We start from the raw sequence: 19,122 nt of genomic DNA on the forward strand, positions 1-19,122 counted from the left end.
TAATTATAAGGCGCTTTAATGAATGGCTTGGTGACAAACTAGCTTTTTGGTTATCTACAATGGCTTGTTTCTACATCGTCTTGGGATTTGTGATTATACCTCTTTTTTTCCAGAGTCCAAATACTATTGTAGAATGGGTACAGTATATAATACAGACCATCTTTCAAGGTATTGCCTTGCCTGTCATAGGATATGTGGCAAGGATTGCCGGTGAAAAAGATGAAAAGATAATCAAAGAGACTCATGATGCGGTGATGGAGGAACTAGTTCTAGTAAAAGAAGAATTAACGTTGGAACAAGAACAGCGCAATTCTTTACAAAAAATTGAAAATATCATCAATGAAACTCATAATGCAATGATGAAGGAACTGAATCTAGTAAAAGAAGAATTGACGCTGGCACAAAAACACTGTAATACTTTACAAAAAATCATAGACGAATTACAACAACATAGGAAAGAAAAATAGACTCTAATACTCCCGATTAGAGTCCTTTTGATATGCGAAAATACTAGTGAATAAAATGAAAAAGTTTAATAGACGCTGTTCAAAGTAATATCTAAGGGAGTATTTTCTAATGGATATGGAACTAGTTGTAAAAAAATTGAAAGAAAAAGGTGTAGTATTCACAAAAGGTATTACTAAAAATGAAATAATTGAAATAGAGGAATTTATAATATCAAATTACCTAAATATAAAATAGGAGCCGATTATATTCCATCTGCTCCTGAGTGTTATTTAACTATTGCAATGTGATAGTTGAATAAGTCCTATTTAATCCCAAATACTTAACCTATGTTCGAAAAAAGTTACCGTCGATTGTAGCTAGAACTTATACTTATAAAAGAAGAAATTGATTAAATTATTTTCTTTCTTAATTATTTATTCGAATGAGTGGCAAGACCCCGTCCAATTAGATTTGCAGAAACAGGTTGTTTCCCGATTTCCCTTGCCCAAATTGATAATTGTCCTATATGGTGAATTTCATGAGCAATGGTATGTCTAATGATTTCCCCCCAAGTATCCGTATTTCTTCCATCTAGTAAGGTATCGTAAAATAAACGATTTTCCATTTCATTATCCCAGCTGTCTACAAAATTTTTCACTTCAATATGAAATTTAGCGTCCAATTCTCGAACTTTATCTAAGCTTTTATAAGCATTGAAGTTCTCCTGAAAATCAGATTTGCCTTGTAATACTCGAATCCAGCTCCACTCTACATCAACTATATGAAAAAGTGTATGTAAAATGCTTCCCATTCCACCAGATCGGTTCAACAGTAGTTCTTCTTCACTTAACTCTTCACACCACCTATACCATTCTTCTCTTACCGACCAATTATATCTAAAAAACATTTGCAATTATAATCCCTCCTAATTTAGAAAAATAAGACTCTAAAATAATTTATTAAGTATATTACCAAAATTTGTTAACTATGAGTATTTCAACAAGCAACGGCTAAATTCCTTTTTGAACTAAAGCATGCAATTTTTCAATAGAGGGTCTCTTTATTCTTATTCAACAAAATGGCAGATTAGTTGAATAAGAAATAGATAAAAATTAACTAAAAAAAGGTTTCGCTCTAATGTTATTACATAATTAGTTGCACTAATGAAGTTGTTTATATTAGTACATACTAAACGAAAATCTACTAGGAGTATGTATATGAATAAGACGGAAACAGCTTTTTTAACTCTTCACCTACAAAAAAATCTGGATATCTTACAAAAATCCTTTAATGAAACGTCTGATTTGAAAATCCGAACTTTAAAAATTAAGAGCGAAGTTGTTCGGAAAGCTGCGATAGTTTACCTTGACGGAATTATTGATACGAAAAATATTCAAGAATATCTTCTTAATCCTTTATTTCATGTCAAATCAATAGAGGGCATGGAGGAACTTCTAGATTTTCATCTCTCACTATTAGACGCTAGTTTAACTACTAAGATTGATGAGATTACTCGTGAACTGTCAAAAGGAAAAGTACTACTCATAATAGACGGTTTTTCTGAAGGGATTTTAGCAGATTCTTCTGATTGGCAAATGAGAGCTTTAACTGAACCAGATGCACAACGTACGGCAAGAGGACCAATGGTAGGATTCACAGAACAGCTAAAAGTGAACATCAATTTATTGCGAAACATGATCCAATCAACTGATTTTAGTGTAGAGAACATTGAAGTGGGAAGAGATTCAAAAACAAATGTCGCAATTGTTTATCTAGATAAATTTGTGGATCAAAAAGTATTAGATGAGACTCGAAAAAAAATAAATGATATTGATGTCACCTATTTATTAGAGGCTCGTGTAATTGAGGATACATTAGAAGAAAAAAAAGTCCTATTTCCGCTTGTTTTTACTTGTGAACGCCCAGATGTTTCCGTTTCTGCATTGTTTGAAGGAAGGGTTGTTATCTTAGTGAATGGTGTTCCATATTCTTTGATTGTCCCTACATTGTTTATTCATTATTTTCATCAGCCAGATGAGTATGCAATAAAAGCTGGTCGTTTCTTTAATAGGGTCTTTAGGCTGTTCTCATGGTTTTTATCGATTCTATTAATGGGATTGTACGTAACAATGGTTCGATTCCATCATGATTGGATCCCCCATCCTTTTAGTGAAAAACTATTAACGCAGTCAGATACAGTCTTTCCTATATTGCTGGAAATGGCATTTTTAGTATTTTTATTTGATTTATTGTTTGAAACATCATTAAGGATACCAAAAAACACAATGTTACTTATCTCACTTATCGGTGCAATTGTAGTTGGACAAACTGCGGTTGAAGCGAAATTGGTTCATCAATTGAGCTTGATTGTTGTTGGGATCAGTATGTTAGCATCTAGTACAATACTAGCAGGCGGACTCAGTGGTGCGATAAGAGTACTTCGTATCCTATTTATAATTTTCGGTTATTTTTTTGGACTAAAAGGGATCATCGTTGGATTAATGATTGTTACAGTATATATGGCATCTCTTAGATCGGTAGGTGTTCCGTATTTAGCTCCATTTATTCCATTTCGTTTTAGAGAAATGAAAGATGCTCTATTTCGTGGTGATTTGAGGAAGTTGATAAATAGCAAACATACCTATCCGCATAAAGATAATAAATAGTACCTAATTATTTGTTATTGAACTAACGCAGTGCGTTAGTTCATTTTCGACGGACTGCTACCTCAGTCTATTTTTTATTATGCAACTGTCAGGATAGTTACTAATCAAAAGAATAAATTTTTAAATTCTACTTCAATTTGTAAACGAATATCATGATATGGATATTTATATATTGCAAGTTGAGGTGATTTCTATGATTCAAAAATTACTGCTTTCTATGGAGCAAATGATTTACATTATTCATAATGGGTTACAAAAAACAAATTCACCAAAGGATGTAACCATTATAGGTGCAGGTATATCCGGATTAGTCGCTGCTTCACTTTTAAAGGAAGCTGGACACCGGATTACTATAATTGAAGCAAATAACAGAATTGGAGGAAGAATATATACAAAAAGGGAACCTTTTATTAATAATCAATATATAGATCTTGGTGCAATGCGCATACCTTCAATTCATCACCTAGTTTTGGAGTATATAAAAAAATTCAATCTTCAAGTGAATGAATTTATAAATAGTACACCAAATGATTTAATGTTCATTAATAATGTATTAACAAATGAAACCAGTTATAAAGCAAATCCAGATCAACTAAACTTTAAAGTTTTCCCAAGTGAACAAGGGAAAACTGCAACTGAATTACTATTATTAGCAATTGGACCTGTAATTGATTTTATTAATCAAGATCCTGAAAAAAATTGGGAAATCGTTATAAATTTGTATGATCATTATTCAATGGCTAACTTTTTAAAATATAACCCTGTTAGTGTATCCTTATCACCAGAAGCAATCGATATGATTGAAACGATGGTTGGATTAGAAGGATTTAGCGAACTTGCATTTACTGCTATATTAAGAGAAGTTTTGGTACTCTTAACAAAGGACCTTAAATTTTATGAAATTACAGGGGGAACAGATCATCTTATTAATGGATTTTTACCACATCTTAAAGACGATATTATTTCGAATCAAAGAGTTAAAAAAATCATACAACAAGAAGCAAACGTAACAATATATACGGAAAATCAAATATTAAATACCGAGCATCAACTGACTAGCGATTATGTTATTTCTACAATTCCATATACATTGCTGAATTTTGTAGATTTACTTCCCTTTGAATCCGTAGCATATGAAAAGAGAAAAGTCATTAGAAAGATACATTATGCTAATTCAACCAAAATAGGTCTACAATTTAAAACGAGATTTTGGGAAAAATATGGGATATATGGTGGTAAATTAACTACTGATCTCCCAATCAAGTTTGCATACTTTCCTAGTCATGGTGCTGGTGCAATGAACAGTACTGGAATTATGTTGGCTAGTTACACATGGGAAGACGATTCAAGCATCTGGGATAATATGACACAACAAGAGCGTATAAAAATTGCTTTGAATGATCTTTCATTTATATTTGGTAATCAAGTATTTTCGGAGTTTCTAATAGGGTTTTCACATAATTGGTCAGAATTTCCTTATTATGGGGGAGCTTTTGTTATGTTTAAACCTGACCAAGTAAAAGAATTAGGTCAATATATAAGTACACCGGAAGGTAGAATTCATTTCGCAGGATCACATTCATCTACTACTCCCGGTTGGATGCAAGGTGCGATTGAAGCAGGAATTAGAACAGCGTATGAAGTTAATAATAGATAACCTTAAATTTATTAATAAAAGAATAAAATTAAATAAATTACTGAAATAGAAGAATTTCTTATGTAACTAACGCATGCGTTAGTTACATAAGAACACATAGGGGGAAATACAAATGTTTAACCAGGAAGAGAAAGAAAAATATGATGATTTAGTAAAACTTCATATAAAAATCTTTGGTGAAAAGATGACTCAACATTTTTTAGTAGAAGGGAAAAAAAATAACAGATATGAATCTGATTATCCGATTTTTCTTATAAATTATAAAGCAGGAAAATTCTTATTAGAAATGTATTGTCAAAAATTATCCGATGAACATACAACTGGTAGAATACTAGATAAACTTGAAGAAGAATTTCAAGAATATCATTTATTTGTAGAACGAAATAAAAAACAACGAAATAAATAATAAGACTAGGTGACGTTTCACCACTTTAAAAGTCATATCATATCATTTGATATGGCTTTTAAAGTGGTCTTATTTAACTAACACACATGCATAAGTTGAATTGGAATCTATCATCTAAGTTAATTAAACTTTATCCAATCTGTCTTTTTTAGAAGAAATTATTAGTAATTTGTAACTTCATTTTATTTGAGATATAATAGCTTTAACCATTTGCTTTACCGAGATCCACGTTTGATTTTACCCTTATTCTATTTTCGAATAGGGGTTTTTAATTTTATAAGACATAAATAAAGTCAGATTCTATCAAGTAGAATCTGACTAATTTTAGTTAATTATGCTTTTTTTACATTAGTCGCTTGAGGTCCACGTTGACCTGGCTCTACATTAAATGTAACAGCTTGGCCTTCATCTAATGATTTGAAACCATCAGTTTGAATAGCTGAGAAATGTACGAATACATCATCTCCATTTTCACGCTCGATGAATCCAAAACCTTTATCTGCATTAAACCATTTTACTTTACCATGTTCCATTTTTGTTGCCTCCTAGTGCGATTTACACACATTAATATTTCAATATTAACATAATAGTTAGTGATAATCAAATTATCCTAAATAAAAGGACATTCCTAATTTATATAACTAATTAATAAAACCTACTTATGCAACTAACGCATGCATTAGTTGAACAACAAGATCGGCTGTTTAGTCGATTTTTTTATTTAACAAGTGGCAGTTTAGTTAAATAGGGAATGATATAATTTTAGTCAAATCGCTTTGTTAAGGGAGAATCAAATTGGCTAGTTATATTTCATCAGGGGCTTGGTTTGCGCAATTAATTGGTATTGGAATAGTAGTAATTGCATATTTCCATACAAAAGAACGTCATGAGAATGCAAGAAACAGAGGGAGTACATACTTTTCAGTAGAACTCTTTTTATTATTGCCATGGTACATTGCTAAAGGTTTAATTATCCTTTTAGGAGTATTTTTAATTTTAGTTCCTTTTAGTTCTTTGTAAAAACATATAGAACTAACGAATTCGTTAGTTGAGCAAGAATAGAATATATTTATATAAATCGAGGAGAAATTGGAATGGAGAGTCATTTTATAGAAGCACATCGTTTCAGTAGTTACCATAAGACTGAGTTAGAGAAGGACAGTGTCTGTGGTTGTTTTTATTGTTTAAAAATTTATAGCCCTTCTGAAATTAATGAGTGGTGGGATAATGAAAAAACTGCAGTATGTCCTTATTGTGGAATAGATTCTGTTATTGGAGAGAGTTCTGGATTTCCAATTACAGAGCAGTTTTTAATTGGAATGAATAAAAAAATGTTTTAATTTTAAATCTCTTATTCAACTAATGCATGCATGAGTTTAATAGAAGCTGCCAATTTAGGTGGCTTTTTCTTATTCGACTAAATGGCAATGCTTTAGTTGCATAAGGAATTGAAGTTTAGGCAATGTGAAACATGACCTTGACCGATTAAGAGGGAGGAATTTGATATGAGTATTTCGAATATCGTAGAGTTGATGTATAACAGAATAGTATTATCACGCCATCAAACCAATTTTCAAATTCCAAAATCGAAATTACTGATTTAATCGAGATGAGAGTCAGGAGGGATAGTATGAGGAAAAGGTGTTTAGTAGGTTTTGTATTAATTTTACTCGTATGCACTCTATTGGGGTGTATTAACAAACAAAAGAATTTAACGAGAATGGAATACATTAAGATGAGTGCAAACGGAACATATTCGGATACAGAAATAGTTACAGATAAGAAGAAACTTGTAAAAATAGAGCGTTTTTTCAGTAAAATTAAATGGGAAGAAAATGTTGCAGTAAAAAGTAAACGAATAGCAGACATTAAAGCAACATTATTCTATGAAGAAGAGAAAAATATGCCTGAAAAGCTCTACGAGTATGAAATATGGTTCCACAATGATATCAACAAAGCTGTATTGATAGGAGACAATGATAAACAAAGTTATGCCATGTTGAACGAAAAGCTTTCAAAAGAATTGGAAGAACTCTTGAATTACGAAAAGTAGCATTATGTCTACTTAGTTGAATAAGGAAAAACAAGATTTATATTGAAATCTAGATTTAAAGACCATTCTAGTAGGTGAATAAAAATGGAAATAATAGTTGTAAGATATATGAAAGAATTGGCAGATGGTTATATTGTTAATTTTAATTCCCTCTATAGTAGTGCTGAAGGTAAATGGGTTGGATCTAAACCAAAATTGAATTTCAAATATAATATAGAGATTGATATTCCAGAAATTCTAGAATGGGAAAAGCAAATAAATAAGATTGATGAAGAATTTAGCCAAATAGCAAGTAATGATAATCATGTTTATTTTTCAGGAGTATTAGAATCGGTTGATTCTGATGGATACTCGGTCTTGAGAATTGGCAATAACATACTCGCTTTTGAGTTGACTGGAGACAATTACCCTATTGGCTCATATGTGAAAATTGAAACAGAACAAATTTTGTTGTTTGATACGGGGATATAGGTCCTTCTAATTCAACTAACGCAGTACTCTAGTTAAGTAACAAGAATAACCTTTGATTTCTAAGTATGATCATTGTAAACAAGGAGTCGTAACTTAAATATGGTTAAAAGGATTAGAAGAAAAGTAGGAAACATATATGTAATTCCTTTACCTAATGGTAATTATGCCTTTGGTCGAACATTTAGAGATGCCTCAATTGGTATATACAATCATATAGGTATGAGAATTGAAGACTTACCTAGAGTGGAAGACTATCAATTCATTGTTGGTGTATATAATGACGTTTTAACTTCAGGTGAATGGCCAATTGTAGATTACCGTCCCTTTGAAACTATTGAAGAAGAATGGCCACCTCCAAACTGTATTGTTGATAGTATTTCTGGAGAATTCTCAATATACCATAAGAGTGAGATACGTAAAGCTTTTAAGGAAGAATGCGAAGGGTTAGAAATAGCTGCCGTTTGGGAATCAGAGCATATAATCGATAGGATTATGGGCGATGAAAAATGGACAAATGAATATATAAAAATTAAAATCCTATTGTACTAACTCATGCGTTAGTACAATAGGATGATTTTGTAACTAAGGATGTGGTAGGTATTGGGAAATAACAATTTAGAATTGCATGGATTATTCCAAATGTACTCTGTTATTTAATGATAATTGGCTTTTCTACTTTTGTATTTCGAAATGCTGAAGGATTAAAAGAAATAAATAGATTTTCAGTTTGGATAGTTGCATTAATATCTCTTTTTTTAATCTCTATTTTTGGTAGCTTTCGAATCTGGAATTGGATAAAAGTAGGTAAACTATAAGTTGGTGGTTAATCAATCTATATTTTATTACTTATTTAACTAAACCAAACAAACTAATAGTTTGATAACATTTTGAACCGTGATAGGCTCTTTTTTTATTCAACTACAACGATCTTAATTCTTAATGGATACTCTTAGTTCGCAGAAACTGTTGTTGATGTTATTTTCTGGGGATTAAAGCTCATTTAGCAGCTGCAACTATTTAAATTCTAATTTAATTCCATGGATCCACTAACTAAAACCATTCCATTTCACTCCGATTTACTTTTGATATTAGCCTTCTTTTTATTTCTTTTTCTCTTCCAATCTATAAATATTAATAATAATGGACCTGTACAAAAAAATAATACCTGTAGCAAAAGAACATACAATTTATACTTAGGAAACTCTGGACCAACAACAATCATTACCGTAAACATTATGTATGAAGTTATGATTAATAATTTTTTTGCTAATTTCATAATATTATCCTCCTGTTTCAAATTGGTTGTTGCTATGACATTAAATAAAATAGCACCAGCATTTTAAATATTTATTAAATTTTATAGGAAAGGTCACACTCCCTACACCAGTTACCGCGGAAGTTAAAATTGAATTACACTTTTTTATAACTTTGTCCTAATTTTTTTAGTAAACGTTTACGAAATTATCTTAACATTTAAAAAGTAAAATTTACCAAAACTCATTGTCATTATTGTGAATTTTTTTTTCATTTTTTCAAATAGTCGCATTTACTGCTATTGGAACTTATAAAAATGCAACAAACTATGATTCTATTAGTAAGTATTTTCTTAAATTATTTTGAAAAATATTCAATCTTCACCAAAGATTCTTTTTAAGGTAAAAATTTGTAAAGTTTTACTAAAATATTCATATAAATTCCACTGAATTAATTCCTCAGATTACTATAATTTAAGACATTAATAATAATGTAAAGAGGTGATCGTTTTGGTAGATAATTTGTTAAGTTATTTTCTAATCAATCCAGAGAATTAAGGAGATTCAAGGGATCATTAAGTTTCTCGATGTACGAAAGTTGAGTAAATTGTTTATTTGGCATTTTTTTCCTAAACAAAAAAAGAACATCTCTAAAAGATAAGGAGTGTTAGATATGAAAAAAATTTTAGTTTCAACTTTAGCAACTGCTATTACTATCAGCTCAGCAAGTGTATCATTTGCAGAGTCGACTGATACAAATGACAACATTCAAATTACACATATTGAACAAATAACATCTCCTATAACTAGTCGAAGTGTTGCTATTGATACAGGAGGAACACTATATAGTTATGTTGGAACAGCTTATGGAAAAATACAAAATAAATCTGGACTGGATTTTTCTATTCAAATAGCTTCAGTCGCTTCTATATCTCTCGGAGTATATTTTGCTCCAGCAGCTTTCGCAGGTGTTGCTGCAACACCTATATCATTTCTTTCAAGTTCTAGACCTATTCTTTATACAAAAGATATTATGCAAGTAAGATATTCTGGAAAAACGAGAGTAATTCGCCATAATGTTTATGTATATTCAGATTCTAATAGGACAAAATTGATAAAATCCTATTGGCAAGAAACGATATAATTAAATAAAAAATAAAGTTAAAAAAGAGGGTGTCATAAAAGTTCTAATAATCCCCTTATAGTAGACAGTTAAAAGAAGGGTGCTGTACTGTCTACTATAGGGGGAATTTTTTATGGGGAAAATTAAAATTATTAAAACTTTTTAAGCTCTCAGGAGTCTAATGTATAGAACACCGAGATGGAGGGATTGAGATTGCAGGATCATAGTCTAGTGGAAAGGGCTATCAAAGGAGATGAGCAAGCATTTTTATCAATTATACATGAACATAAATTGTCATTATATAAAACTGCACTAGCTTACTTGAAGAATAAAGATGAGGCAATTGAAGCAATACAAGAAGTAACCTTTAGAGCTTATCAAAACATAAAAACGTTAAGAGAACCAAGTTATGTAAAAACATGGCTTATTAGGATAATGATTAATTACTGTCAGGATTATATAAAGAAGAATAATAGAGTAACATTCGACGATGAATATATTTCACAGCTAGGTACGAATGAAGACTATAACTATATTGAAATAGAAGAAGCAATGTCCAGGCTTGATGACACACAGCGACAGCTATTGCATTTAAAATATTTTCACGATATCAAAATCAAAGAAATTGCAATTATGTGGAATCGCCCAGAAGGTACAGTAAAGACTTGGTTAAATAAAGCATTGAGATCATTAAGAGAAATCCTTGAAGAGAAAGGAGAAAAAGGCCGTGTTTGAAAAAGAAGAAAATGAACTAAAAAGATGGAAAGAAAAATACGAAAACTTCGAATTACCTATTGATGAAATTGATGAAGCTATACAAATTGGATTTCAAAAAGCAAAAGAAACTAAGTTGGTAACTAAACCGAAACGGAAATATAGGATTTGGTCTTTTGTTGCAGCTGCTATTCTTCTATTGGGGTTACTAACAAGTATTCGAGTATCGCCAACCTTTGCTGATTATTTAACTAAGGTCCCAGGTATGGAGAAAATAGTTGAACTTATTCGTGATGATAAAGGGTTAATATCAGCTGTAGAAAATAAATATGCTCAAGAAATTGGTATTTCACAAGAAAAAAGTGGTATCAAGGTAACGGTTGATTCAGTTATTGCAGATGAGCAAGGAATGGTGATTTTTTACACGATTGACGCAAATGAACCACAACATAATCTGAATATAAAAGAAGTGAATCTCAAACCTAGTAATGGAGAAGAATTGCCAGAACATTCTTCATCAGTTTCACTTCCAGTAGAAGATGAGTTAAACACGTATACTGGCAGGATCGAATATTTTTTTGATAAAGCAAACGAACAACATGATTTTAACTTAGATTTAAAGATAAAGAGTAACGAAACTTTAGAACAATTTTCTATTCCATTCACTATAAAAAATCTAGAAAAAACTAAACAAATATATGAATTAAACAAAACAGTAATAATTGAAGGGCAAAAAATTACAATTAAAAAAGTTACAATCTATCCTTTACGTGTAGCAGTACAAGTTGAAATGGATCCAAGAAATTCAAAGAAAATACTTGATTTCTCTGATATTAAACTTGTTGATCAAAATGGTGAGGTATGGTCTAAAATAACTAATGGAACTACTGCTAAACATATTAGCGATAATGAAAGGATTGTTTATTTACAAAGTAATTACTTTAAAGATCCAAAAGAATTATATTTGGTTATAAATAAACTACAGGCTGTTGATAAGGATAAAGATTATATATTACTTGATACAGAGAAACAACAAATTTTACAGCAACCAAATGGTAATTTTTTAACTGATTTTAAAAAGGAAGGTTCAGTTTTAAAGTTCACCTTAAACACAAAGAAAGAATTTCATTACTCCATAGTTGGATCAATCTATGATGCTAATGGAAAAGAAGTTCAAACTAGCTCAGAATCTCAAGAATATTATGATGGTGGTAGGCAAGAAATAGGAATAACAATTTCTTCTAAAAATTACACTAATCCATTAAAGCTTAAGCTGGCATTTTATCCTGAATATATTCAAGGAGATGCTAAAATAAGGATTAAATGAGATAACCTAACGGACTAAAAATAGGAAAAACAAAAACAAAAAACGTAATCTTTTCTATGAATATCTAGAAAAGATTGCGTTTTTTAAGTTATTACAGACTGTCCACCTTATGACAGTACGGTTCAGGTGGATAGTTATGCTTAAACTTTTCAAAATCCCAAGTTCCAAGAAATTTTTTTGCTGCTTGGTATCCATTTGTGAAAAGTAGTTCCTTTTCTTTATTTGTTAAATTGAAATCTGTGCTTGATATTTCACCAGTTGGGATTTTTATGGTTCGTTCATTTACTTCTTTTGTTAGATGTCGAAGGTCGTGTGCTTGTCTCATCGTTATAAATATTGATTTATAGAATGAGATTGGATTATGACCATCTAATGGTTTTCCGATAATTTCATCATCTATTAAACGAAAACCAAAAGTCGGCCATTCTTGGTGATCATCGAAAATCCAAATTGGAAAATTGCTTAAAATTCCACCATCAACAATTAATATTGGATAATTATAATTAGGAGTTTTTAGTTTAATTGGTTGAAAGAAAAAGGGAATTGTACCACTCATTCTAACGGCTTGAGAAATTGTAATATCTTTTGCAGATAAGCCGTAATCAGGTAAATCATCAGGTAAAACGACCATTTTACCATTACTAATATCTGAAATAATGATTTTTAATTTTCCTTCTTCTAAATCATCGAAATAGCGAATTCCTTTATTGGATAATAAAGATTCTAACCATTCTTCTTCAAATTCATTTTTATATAACCCATTTTTAAATAAGAAATTTAATCCTAATCCGATAAAAGGAATAAAGTGCAACCATGTTTTTGTAATAAATTTCTTATAATCTAGATGATCCATAATTTCCTTTAATTCTTTCCCTGTATAGCCACTTGCTAGAAGAGCAGCAACAATAGCACCAGCAGAAGTGCCTGCCAAACGTGCCCATTCATAACCTTCTTCTTCTAAAGCGCAAATAGCACCAACATGTCCGATTCCTCGAACTCCTCCTCCTTCAAAAATACCATCTACTTTCATTTTGTCACACCTACCTTTCAGAAAAGCGGATTATACTAATATAATATATGGGAGTTCTGTTTTAGTGTGATTAGCTATTAATGCAATCATATTTATCAATTAATTTATTTTTTGGGAAATAATCTGACAATCTTTGCAGATGAATTACTATTTCAAAAATCTAGGGAAACTTAATTTGCTATAAGATTTCGGATGAAACATTCAAAAAGTTGCAGAAATATTTATATGATGAATATTTTAAATTCAATATGAAATACTAACAGCAATCTGATAGTTTATATCAGAAAATTTTATTAAAGGGGCTACATATCATGGCAAACAGATCTTCAAATCAATATGTTTCACAAAATGCTGAATCTGCAATCGATCAGATGAAGTATGAAATTGCAACAGAATTTGGAGTACATTTAGGTCCAGATTCAACGTCTCGTGCAAATGGTTCAGTAGGTGGAGAGATTACAAAACGTTTAGTTCAAATGGCTGAACAAAGTCTCGGTGGCTATTCAAGATAAAAGATTTAATTTGAGAGATGAGTTAATTAATGGTAATCCGTTACCAAATGATTAGCTCATCTCTTTTTGAATCTTTTAAGAAATTTTACATAATTTTACCAAAACAAAAACCAAAAGATTAAATAGAAGGAAGTTAACAATAAAATATCAAGGAAATTATTTTAATTTGTATTAATATTAGTAAAAATGGGTCGATATAAGTAGAGAGAAAATTAAAATAATTTGGTATTATTATACTAAACTCAATGTAAAAATAGAGAGAATTATATTGAGTATATAAAGAGATAGAAATAAATGGGGAGTTGCAAGTATGAAATCAACTGGAATTATTAGAAAACTAGACGATCTTGGAAGAATTGTTCTACCGAAGGAATTAAGAAATACAATGAATTTAGAGAACAATGCTCCATTTGAAATTCATTTTGAAGAAGGTATGATTATTCTTACAAAATATGATGAAAATTCCGGTCTAAGTGGAATTGTAAGAAAACTAGATGACTTAGGTAGAATTGTTTTACCAAAGGAATTAAGAAAAATGTTAAATCTAAATAAATATGAACCATTTGAAGTATTTATTGAGGAGCAAAGGATTATCCTTAAACAATTTGTTTCGAGTAATGCTTGTATGGTAACAGGAGTTATTGATGAAAAAAATTTCTCGTTTGATAGTGGAAAGATTGTAGTAAGTAAAGACGGCGCAGAAATACTTATTAAAGAATTGCAGGAATACATAGCTAAATAAAATATCTCTAAAAGTGCTCTTTTATCTTTTTAAGATAGAAGAGCACTTTTTTATTTGAATTTAGTTGTAAGGAATAAGAGTTTATCCTTTCTAGAGTAATATAAAGAATCGCTTTTCATGTTCTCAGCGATTTACTACAAATTTGTTAAAACCTTCTAAAATACACCAAGATAATAAGACACTACATAAAATGATAATTTCCATTTTTTACATCTCCTTTTTTGTTCTAATTTTTAAGTTTTCTTAAACTTTAACTGTCTTGATTTTTTGAGACTGTATGTTCTGTTTTGTTTGGATATTTTCATTATACACGAACATTCATTCTAATGTAAGTAGTTTTTTTAGAAAAATTATGGATTTTTTGCGAACGTACAATCAGGTCGTTTGTTCGTATTAAGTGGCCGTGAATTATATAATTCAGGTTAGGATGTTTTAAAAATTGATTTATTTTCAAAAAAAAAGCTGCGATTTAGCAGATCAAAATCTTTAATATATGTGTAAATAATGCAAAAAGAAGGAATAAGAGTTTAGATCATGATGACCAAATCGTTGCGAAAGCGATTCCCAAACGAATTGAACTGGAGAAAATACAGGTGTTATCAAACATGAACAACATGGTGAGGGAGATGTTTGTTAAAGCAGGAGACTTCAAGCTAATCATCAATTATATTAATGTTACTATTACTTAAAAAATTAAGAATACTCCATGTATTCTGAGCCGAGCATGACTGTTTTATCTAGGAAAGAATTATCAATTGTCAAGGACGTTAAGTATATAAGTAGTGAAGGTAATTTATCAGATAAAGTATTACATACTAGCGAAAACAAAATAAAGGATTCTAAATTTACAAATACAGTCTTATAATCATCTGTAAACTTTACTATCAATTCAATTTAAAGAGGCCCACTAGTGGCCTCTTCTTCTTTTATTCTATACTTTTATTTATGAACCTTACTAATTTATATCCTGTAATTAATGAGAGTATATAACCTATAATAGTTAATATAGTGCCTAATACATTTTGATAAGCGTTAAACTTTATTAAAATAATTAACGAAAGAATAATCAGGGAAATTAGTAAGACAAACCATTTCAATTTTTCATTAGAAATATAAGATGAACTCGACTTTGTAATCTTGGTTACGAATTTTGGTAAAGATGCATAAATACCAATTAGAAATAGTCCTAAAAAGGGGAATAAAACACTGTAATAAGTATTGTCAAAGGTTGCGTTTTGAAACTTAAAAATGAAGTCTAGCAATAAAAATAATCCTAACACATAAAGAAGTAAAAAACTTAAATAGCTGAATGTTTTCATAAAGTTACCCCTTTTATTAATATTTAGATTGGTTTGATTAATGTTACAAGGGATATTACAATGATATTTTAATTCCCATATTATACCATATGAGGAATGAATTATGAAAAAGGTAAGAAAAGTCATGTTAACTGCTGGACTATTATTGTCGGCTGGTGTAAGTACTCCAAGTGCTTTTGCAAAAGAAATTCCAGTTGGTAAGTAGGTATTAGCGAGAACCTAAATAAGAGAGTAGTAGACAAGCTTTAAAATCAGCCTATTGTTCCCTTAAATCAGGTCAAATCACTATACGCAAAAAAGAATAAGAAAATTACAGAAAAAGATATTCCTACCATCTGAGAAGTAAATATAGCCTTACAAAGTAAATGTACTGAAAAAGTATGTTTCTTCCACAAATATGGTAGGATATGGTTATGGAAATGTTAGAAGGAGAAAACGTATGGGCCTAATAGAGAATCAAAAGTACTTCTTTGAAAAATATAAAATCGATGAACAGGATTTTGAAAAGTACTGTTTAGACTGGTCAAAATATATTGAAATTTATAATGAATACATATCAGAAATACCGAATCTTGAAACGGTAGCTACTTTTATTTCGGAAATACTCCGTAAAAATCCTGAAATTCATACTGTGAAATCGCGAATAAAATATCCTGACCATTTAATTGAAAAAATTATTCGAAAGACGATAAAAGGCAAAAAATCAGACTTAGAATATGAAATCAATGTTTCGAATTATAAATCTGAAATTACAGATTTAATTGGTATAAGAGCATTACATTTATATAAATACCAGGCTGCAGATATAGATAAAACAATTAGACAAAATTGGAATTTACATGAAAAAGCGACTATTTACCATCGCTTAGGTGATATGACGAGTGAACAACATATCGAAGAAGAAAAGTTCCAGTTTTTAGTTCACGATGCCGGATATCGATCATGGCATTATGTGATTAAGTCACAAATGACAAAAGTAAATTATTTAGCTGAAATTCAAGTAAGAACGATATTTGAAGAAGGCTGGAGCGAAATAGATCATCAACTAAGGTATCCTTATGATTTAGATAATGAGATATTAAATGAACAGCTTTTAATCTTAAATAGGCTTTCAGGTGGAGCCGACGAATTGGTCAATTCAATCCTTCATACTAAGATGACAATTTATCAACAAAACGAAGAAAAAGAATTTCGTGATGAAAGGATTCAGGAATTATTAGCTGAAATTTCTAGTTTGTCAGAGGATGGAAAATTAACTGATGAGGATAGGAAGTCATTAGAAGAGAAAATTAAGCAATTAGAAGTTAAAAAGATTAAAGTAAATTATAGTAATCTGTTTAATAATCGCTCGGTTGAATATCACTTTAAACAAAGAATATTTCCTAGCGATTTTTAGATAATTGTTTTTAGTGGCCAAGGCTTTATGCTTTGGTTTTTTTGCACATTAAGAAAGTATAAATTGGCAGCGGAGAAGAAGAATCGACGTGGTTGCCAATTCTAGGAATTAAGTATAAGTTCAACTACGCCTATGTCTTCGCCAAAAGGTTCGCCAATCGAAGAGTTTTCTTACTATTTTTTACCAGAAAAATTTCTACGATTTTTTAGGTGCCATTTCTTTTTTCCTAACATTAAATGTAATAACAGATCTAGTTTAGATTTTAAAAAATATGAAACTAGGTGGAATCATGGTTAAAAGGCCGATTTATAAGCAAGAATTTCTAAATACATTTAATTATGCAGACAAGAATTTTGATATTGCTTCTCTTAAAAATCTGATTGAACAATCTTTTGGAGAGAATAATGCATTGGATTTTAAGGAAACATTCGTGAGAGAGGATCAAATTGCAAAATTAATAATTGCAATGGCGAATTCTGGTGGAGGATCAATTATTTTTGGTGTAAATGATGATAATCACCCAGTCGGAATCCTCAAAGAAGAGCTAAAGGATCCAACCGATTTTCAAAGAAAATTAAATGGCTATTTACCTTCTATTCTAATTTATCATCTTCAACAAATTGATTATGACGAGAATGAAATGTACGGATATTTTAGTGGTAAAACTTTCTTCATCATTTATATCCCCGAGCAAAATCGATTTATCCCGTTTATTGCTAAAAGAGGCTCCGATAAATTATTTACAGATAAAATTTATATTCGAAAAAATACTTCAAACGAAACCGCCACAAACGATGACTTAGAAATTATTTTTAGAAAAAGGCTCATTGAACAATATGAGGACTTATCAAATATGAGTCTAAATGAGCATATGGAACAATTAAAGATCCTTTATCGAATAGCGGCAATTAGTGGTGATACAAATAAAAACCAAAAGAGCAATAAAGATGATTTTAGTGAATTTATTACCAAAATGATTGAGAAGAAGAAGCGGAAGATTGAGATTGTTTTGGAGGTTAGTAATATTGAGTGATTGGTAGTAAGGATAGAATAAAATGCAGAAATTTTAGGAATGTAGATAAAACCAGGAGTATCGGTTTATCTTGCATTCCATTTTTTATTTCATATTACTTATAAATTACTTGTTATAAGTATTTTCTATATAATCAGCATTGAGTAAGATTTATGAATGTTATTATTTTGTGAAAGATTTATTTTTCATATAAATTTCATAGTTTCTGACTCTACTGGAATATATTTCATTTTATGATTAGTAAATAAGACTTAAATTTGGAGGTATCGTATCATTGACTTTATTTTTATTGTTCGTTTTTATTGTAGTTTCTATAATTCTTTTTAAAAGAGATAAAGTCGCATTCATGCTTAGTGAAAATAACAAACTTATTTTTAAATTGAAAAATACTAGTTGGTTTCAAAATCATTTGATGTCAGGAATTTTCTTGTTTATTGTGAATGCAACGTTGTTTTTTTCTACTTGTCTGATAATTTATCTACTAACGTATCTACTAATTCCATTTCTCCATTTATTGGTAATGATTTTGGCCATCTTTGGAAGTTTCTTTTTATGGATAATTGTGAATAAGGCATGGCAAGGTACGAACGCAAACCGAATTAAAATGAGTATTTTAGGAAGTAGTTTTTATATTTTATTATCAATTTTGTTTCTATATTGGTTATTAAATCTTGAGTCTTCTTATCCAGGTGAAGATCTGTTTATGAGATCAATAGGATTGATGTTTGGATTAATGGTTTCAATCGTTGCATTTCTTTCTTGTTTGATAACTACAGGATTTAGTTTTAAAAGTGAGTAATCTGTTAGAAAAACTAAGAATAACCTTGGTTTTTCATATACTCAATAAAATTAGAAACATAGAAAAAAGGGAAGGGAACTTAACATTACAAATTGTTAAGTTCTTTTATATTTAGAAAATAACCCTATTTTTTAGCAAAATAGTAATAGGTATATATTTTCCCTTTTGATATTA

At 30.1% G+C, this 19,122-nt stretch carries 22 protein-coding genes; 18 read left to right on the forward strand and 4 right to left on the reverse strand.

Annotation, left to right across the window (positions count from 1 at the left end; genetic code table 11):
• The first annotated feature begins 59 nt into the window (after positions 1 to 59).
• Both ACFVR2_RS01480 and ACFVR2_RS01485 read left to right on the forward strand, forming a co-directional pair.
• A complete protein-coding gene (locus tag ACFVR2_RS01480) occupies positions 60 to 467 on the forward strand; it encodes a hypothetical protein (protein ID WP_387358238.1) in 408 nt (135 codons plus the stop codon).
• 109 nt (positions 468 to 576) lie between these two features.
• Positions 577 to 702 carry a hypothetical protein gene (locus ACFVR2_RS01485; protein ID WP_387358240.1) on the forward strand — a complete coding sequence of 42 codons (126 nt, stop codon included), beginning with the start codon at positions 577 to 579 and terminating at the stop codon, positions 700 to 702.
• Between the two features lie 175 nt (positions 703 to 877).
• On the opposite strand, the gene ACFVR2_RS01490 is transcribed toward ACFVR2_RS01485, so the two are convergent.
• Complete coding sequence (locus ACFVR2_RS01490; protein WP_387358242.1) at positions 878 to 1,360, reverse strand: DinB family protein; 483 nt, start codon at positions 1,358 to 1,360, stop codon at positions 878 to 880.
• Between the two features lie 304 nt (positions 1,361 to 1,664).
• Here ACFVR2_RS01490 and ACFVR2_RS01495 point away from each other — a divergent pair, with 304 nt between their 5' ends.
• From ACFVR2_RS01495 to ACFVR2_RS01505, 3 genes are all read left to right on the forward strand, one after another.
• A complete protein-coding gene (locus tag ACFVR2_RS01495) occupies positions 1,665 to 3,113 on the forward strand; it encodes a spore germination protein (protein WP_387358244.1) in 1,449 nt (482 codons plus the stop codon).
• 193 nt (positions 3,114 to 3,306) lie between these two features.
• Complete coding sequence (locus tag ACFVR2_RS01500) at positions 3,307 to 4,770, forward strand: flavin monoamine oxidase family protein (RefSeq protein ID WP_387358246.1); 1,464 nt, start codon at positions 3,307 to 3,309, stop codon at positions 4,768 to 4,770.
• Positions 4,771 to 4,882: 112 nt separating this feature from the next.
• Positions 4,883 to 5,176 carry a hypothetical protein gene (locus ACFVR2_RS01505; protein ID WP_387328719.1) on the forward strand — a complete coding sequence of 98 codons (294 nt, stop codon included), beginning with the start codon at positions 4,883 to 4,885 and terminating at the stop codon, positions 5,174 to 5,176.
• A gap of 332 nt (positions 5,177 to 5,508) precedes the next feature.
• Here ACFVR2_RS01505 and ACFVR2_RS01510 read toward each other — a convergent pair whose 3' ends face one another.
• Positions 5,509 to 5,709: a cold-shock protein gene (locus ACFVR2_RS01510; protein WP_387328716.1), complete on the reverse strand. Its 201-nt coding sequence runs from the start codon at positions 5,707 to 5,709 to the stop codon at positions 5,509 to 5,511.
• A gap of 262 nt (positions 5,710 to 5,971) precedes the next feature.
• Between ACFVR2_RS01510 and ACFVR2_RS01515 the strand changes: the two genes are divergently transcribed.
• From ACFVR2_RS01515 to ACFVR2_RS01535, 5 genes are all read left to right on the forward strand, one after another.
• Positions 5,972 to 6,196 (forward strand): hypothetical protein, encoded by a 225-nt coding sequence (locus ACFVR2_RS01515; protein WP_387358248.1) that lies wholly within the window; start codon positions 5,972 to 5,974, stop codon positions 6,194 to 6,196.
• A 74-nt stretch (positions 6,197 to 6,270) separates the two neighbouring features.
• The gene (locus ACFVR2_RS01520; RefSeq protein ID WP_387358250.1) at positions 6,271 to 6,516 is read left to right on the forward strand and encodes a cytoplasmic protein; all 246 of its coding nucleotides are present in this window, start codon (positions 6,271 to 6,273) and stop codon (positions 6,514 to 6,516) included.
• A gap of 290 nt (positions 6,517 to 6,806) precedes the next feature.
• Positions 6,807 to 7,229, forward strand: a complete 423-nt coding sequence (locus tag ACFVR2_RS01525; protein ID WP_387358252.1) for a hypothetical protein — start codon at positions 6,807 to 6,809, stop codon at positions 7,227 to 7,229.
• A gap of 84 nt (positions 7,230 to 7,313) precedes the next feature.
• Positions 7,314 to 7,700, forward strand: coding sequence for a hypothetical protein (locus ACFVR2_RS01530; protein WP_387358254.1), 387 nt, complete (start codon positions 7,314 to 7,316; stop codon positions 7,698 to 7,700).
• Between the two features lie 99 nt (positions 7,701 to 7,799).
• A complete protein-coding gene (locus ACFVR2_RS01535; protein ID WP_387358256.1) occupies positions 7,800 to 8,249 on the forward strand; it encodes an Imm26 family immunity protein in 450 nt (149 codons plus the stop codon).
• 517 nt (positions 8,250 to 8,766) lie between these two features.
• Here ACFVR2_RS01535 and ACFVR2_RS01540 read toward each other — a convergent pair.
• Positions 8,767 to 8,976 (reverse strand): hypothetical protein, encoded by a 210-nt coding sequence (locus ACFVR2_RS01540; protein ID WP_387358258.1) that lies wholly within the window; start codon positions 8,974 to 8,976, stop codon positions 8,767 to 8,769.
• A 650-nt stretch (positions 8,977 to 9,626) separates the two neighbouring features.
• Between ACFVR2_RS01540 and ACFVR2_RS01545 the strand changes: the two genes are divergently transcribed.
• From ACFVR2_RS01545 to ACFVR2_RS01555, 3 genes are all read left to right on the forward strand, one after another.
• Positions 9,627 to 10,097, forward strand: coding sequence for a hypothetical protein (locus ACFVR2_RS01545; protein WP_387358260.1), 471 nt, complete (start codon positions 9,627 to 9,629; stop codon positions 10,095 to 10,097).
• 192 nt (positions 10,098 to 10,289) lie between these two features.
• A complete protein-coding gene (locus tag ACFVR2_RS01550) occupies positions 10,290 to 10,811 on the forward strand; it encodes a sigma-70 family RNA polymerase sigma factor (protein ID WP_387358262.1) in 522 nt (173 codons plus the stop codon).
• The gene (locus tag ACFVR2_RS01555) at positions 10,804 to 12,117 is read left to right on the forward strand and encodes a DUF4179 domain-containing protein (protein ID WP_387358264.1); all 1,314 of its coding nucleotides are present in this window, start codon (positions 10,804 to 10,806) and stop codon (positions 12,115 to 12,117) included. Before ACFVR2_RS01550 ends, ACFVR2_RS01555 begins: the two co-directional genes overlap by 8 nt.
• Before the next feature lie 91 nt (positions 12,118 to 12,208).
• Here ACFVR2_RS01555 and ACFVR2_RS01560 read toward each other — a convergent pair whose 3' ends face one another.
• Positions 12,209 to 13,147 carry a patatin-like phospholipase family protein gene (locus tag ACFVR2_RS01560; RefSeq protein WP_387358266.1) on the reverse strand — a complete coding sequence of 313 codons (939 nt, stop codon included), beginning with the start codon at positions 13,145 to 13,147 and terminating at the stop codon, positions 12,209 to 12,211.
• A 311-nt stretch (positions 13,148 to 13,458) separates the two neighbouring features.
• On the opposite strand from ACFVR2_RS01560, the gene ACFVR2_RS01565 reads away from it, so the two are divergent.
• The 5 genes from ACFVR2_RS01565 to ACFVR2_RS01585 all read left to right on the forward strand — a co-directional run bounded on the left by ACFVR2_RS01565 (position 13,459) and on the right by ACFVR2_RS01585 (position 18,948).
• The gene (locus ACFVR2_RS01565; protein WP_335413167.1) at positions 13,459 to 13,659 is read left to right on the forward strand and encodes an alpha/beta-type small acid-soluble spore protein; all 201 of its coding nucleotides are present in this window, start codon (positions 13,459 to 13,461) and stop codon (positions 13,657 to 13,659) included.
• A gap of 310 nt (positions 13,660 to 13,969) precedes the next feature.
• Positions 13,970 to 14,401 carry an AbrB/MazE/SpoVT family DNA-binding domain-containing protein gene (locus tag ACFVR2_RS01570; protein ID WP_387358268.1) on the forward strand — a complete coding sequence of 144 codons (432 nt, stop codon included), beginning with the start codon at positions 13,970 to 13,972 and terminating at the stop codon, positions 14,399 to 14,401.
• A gap of 1,758 nt (positions 14,402 to 16,159) precedes the next feature.
• On the forward strand, positions 16,160 to 17,116 hold the full coding sequence (locus tag ACFVR2_RS01575; protein ID WP_387358270.1) for a nucleotidyltransferase family protein: 957 nt from the start codon (positions 16,160 to 16,162) through the stop codon (positions 17,114 to 17,116).
• A gap of 289 nt (positions 17,117 to 17,405) precedes the next feature.
• The gene (locus tag ACFVR2_RS01580; protein WP_387358272.1) at positions 17,406 to 18,149 is read left to right on the forward strand and encodes an AlbA family DNA-binding domain-containing protein; all 744 of its coding nucleotides are present in this window, start codon (positions 17,406 to 17,408) and stop codon (positions 18,147 to 18,149) included.
• A 274-nt stretch (positions 18,150 to 18,423) separates the two neighbouring features.
• On the forward strand, positions 18,424 to 18,948 hold the full coding sequence (locus tag ACFVR2_RS01585) for a hypothetical protein (protein ID WP_387358274.1): 525 nt from the start codon (positions 18,424 to 18,426) through the stop codon (positions 18,946 to 18,948).
• Positions 18,949 to 19,122: the final 174 nt, after the last annotated feature.

Origin of the sequence: Gottfriedia sp. NPDC057991, assembly GCF_042886615.1 — a bacterium.
Lineage (GTDB): Bacteria > Bacillota > Bacilli > Bacillales > Bacillaceae_G > Gottfriedia.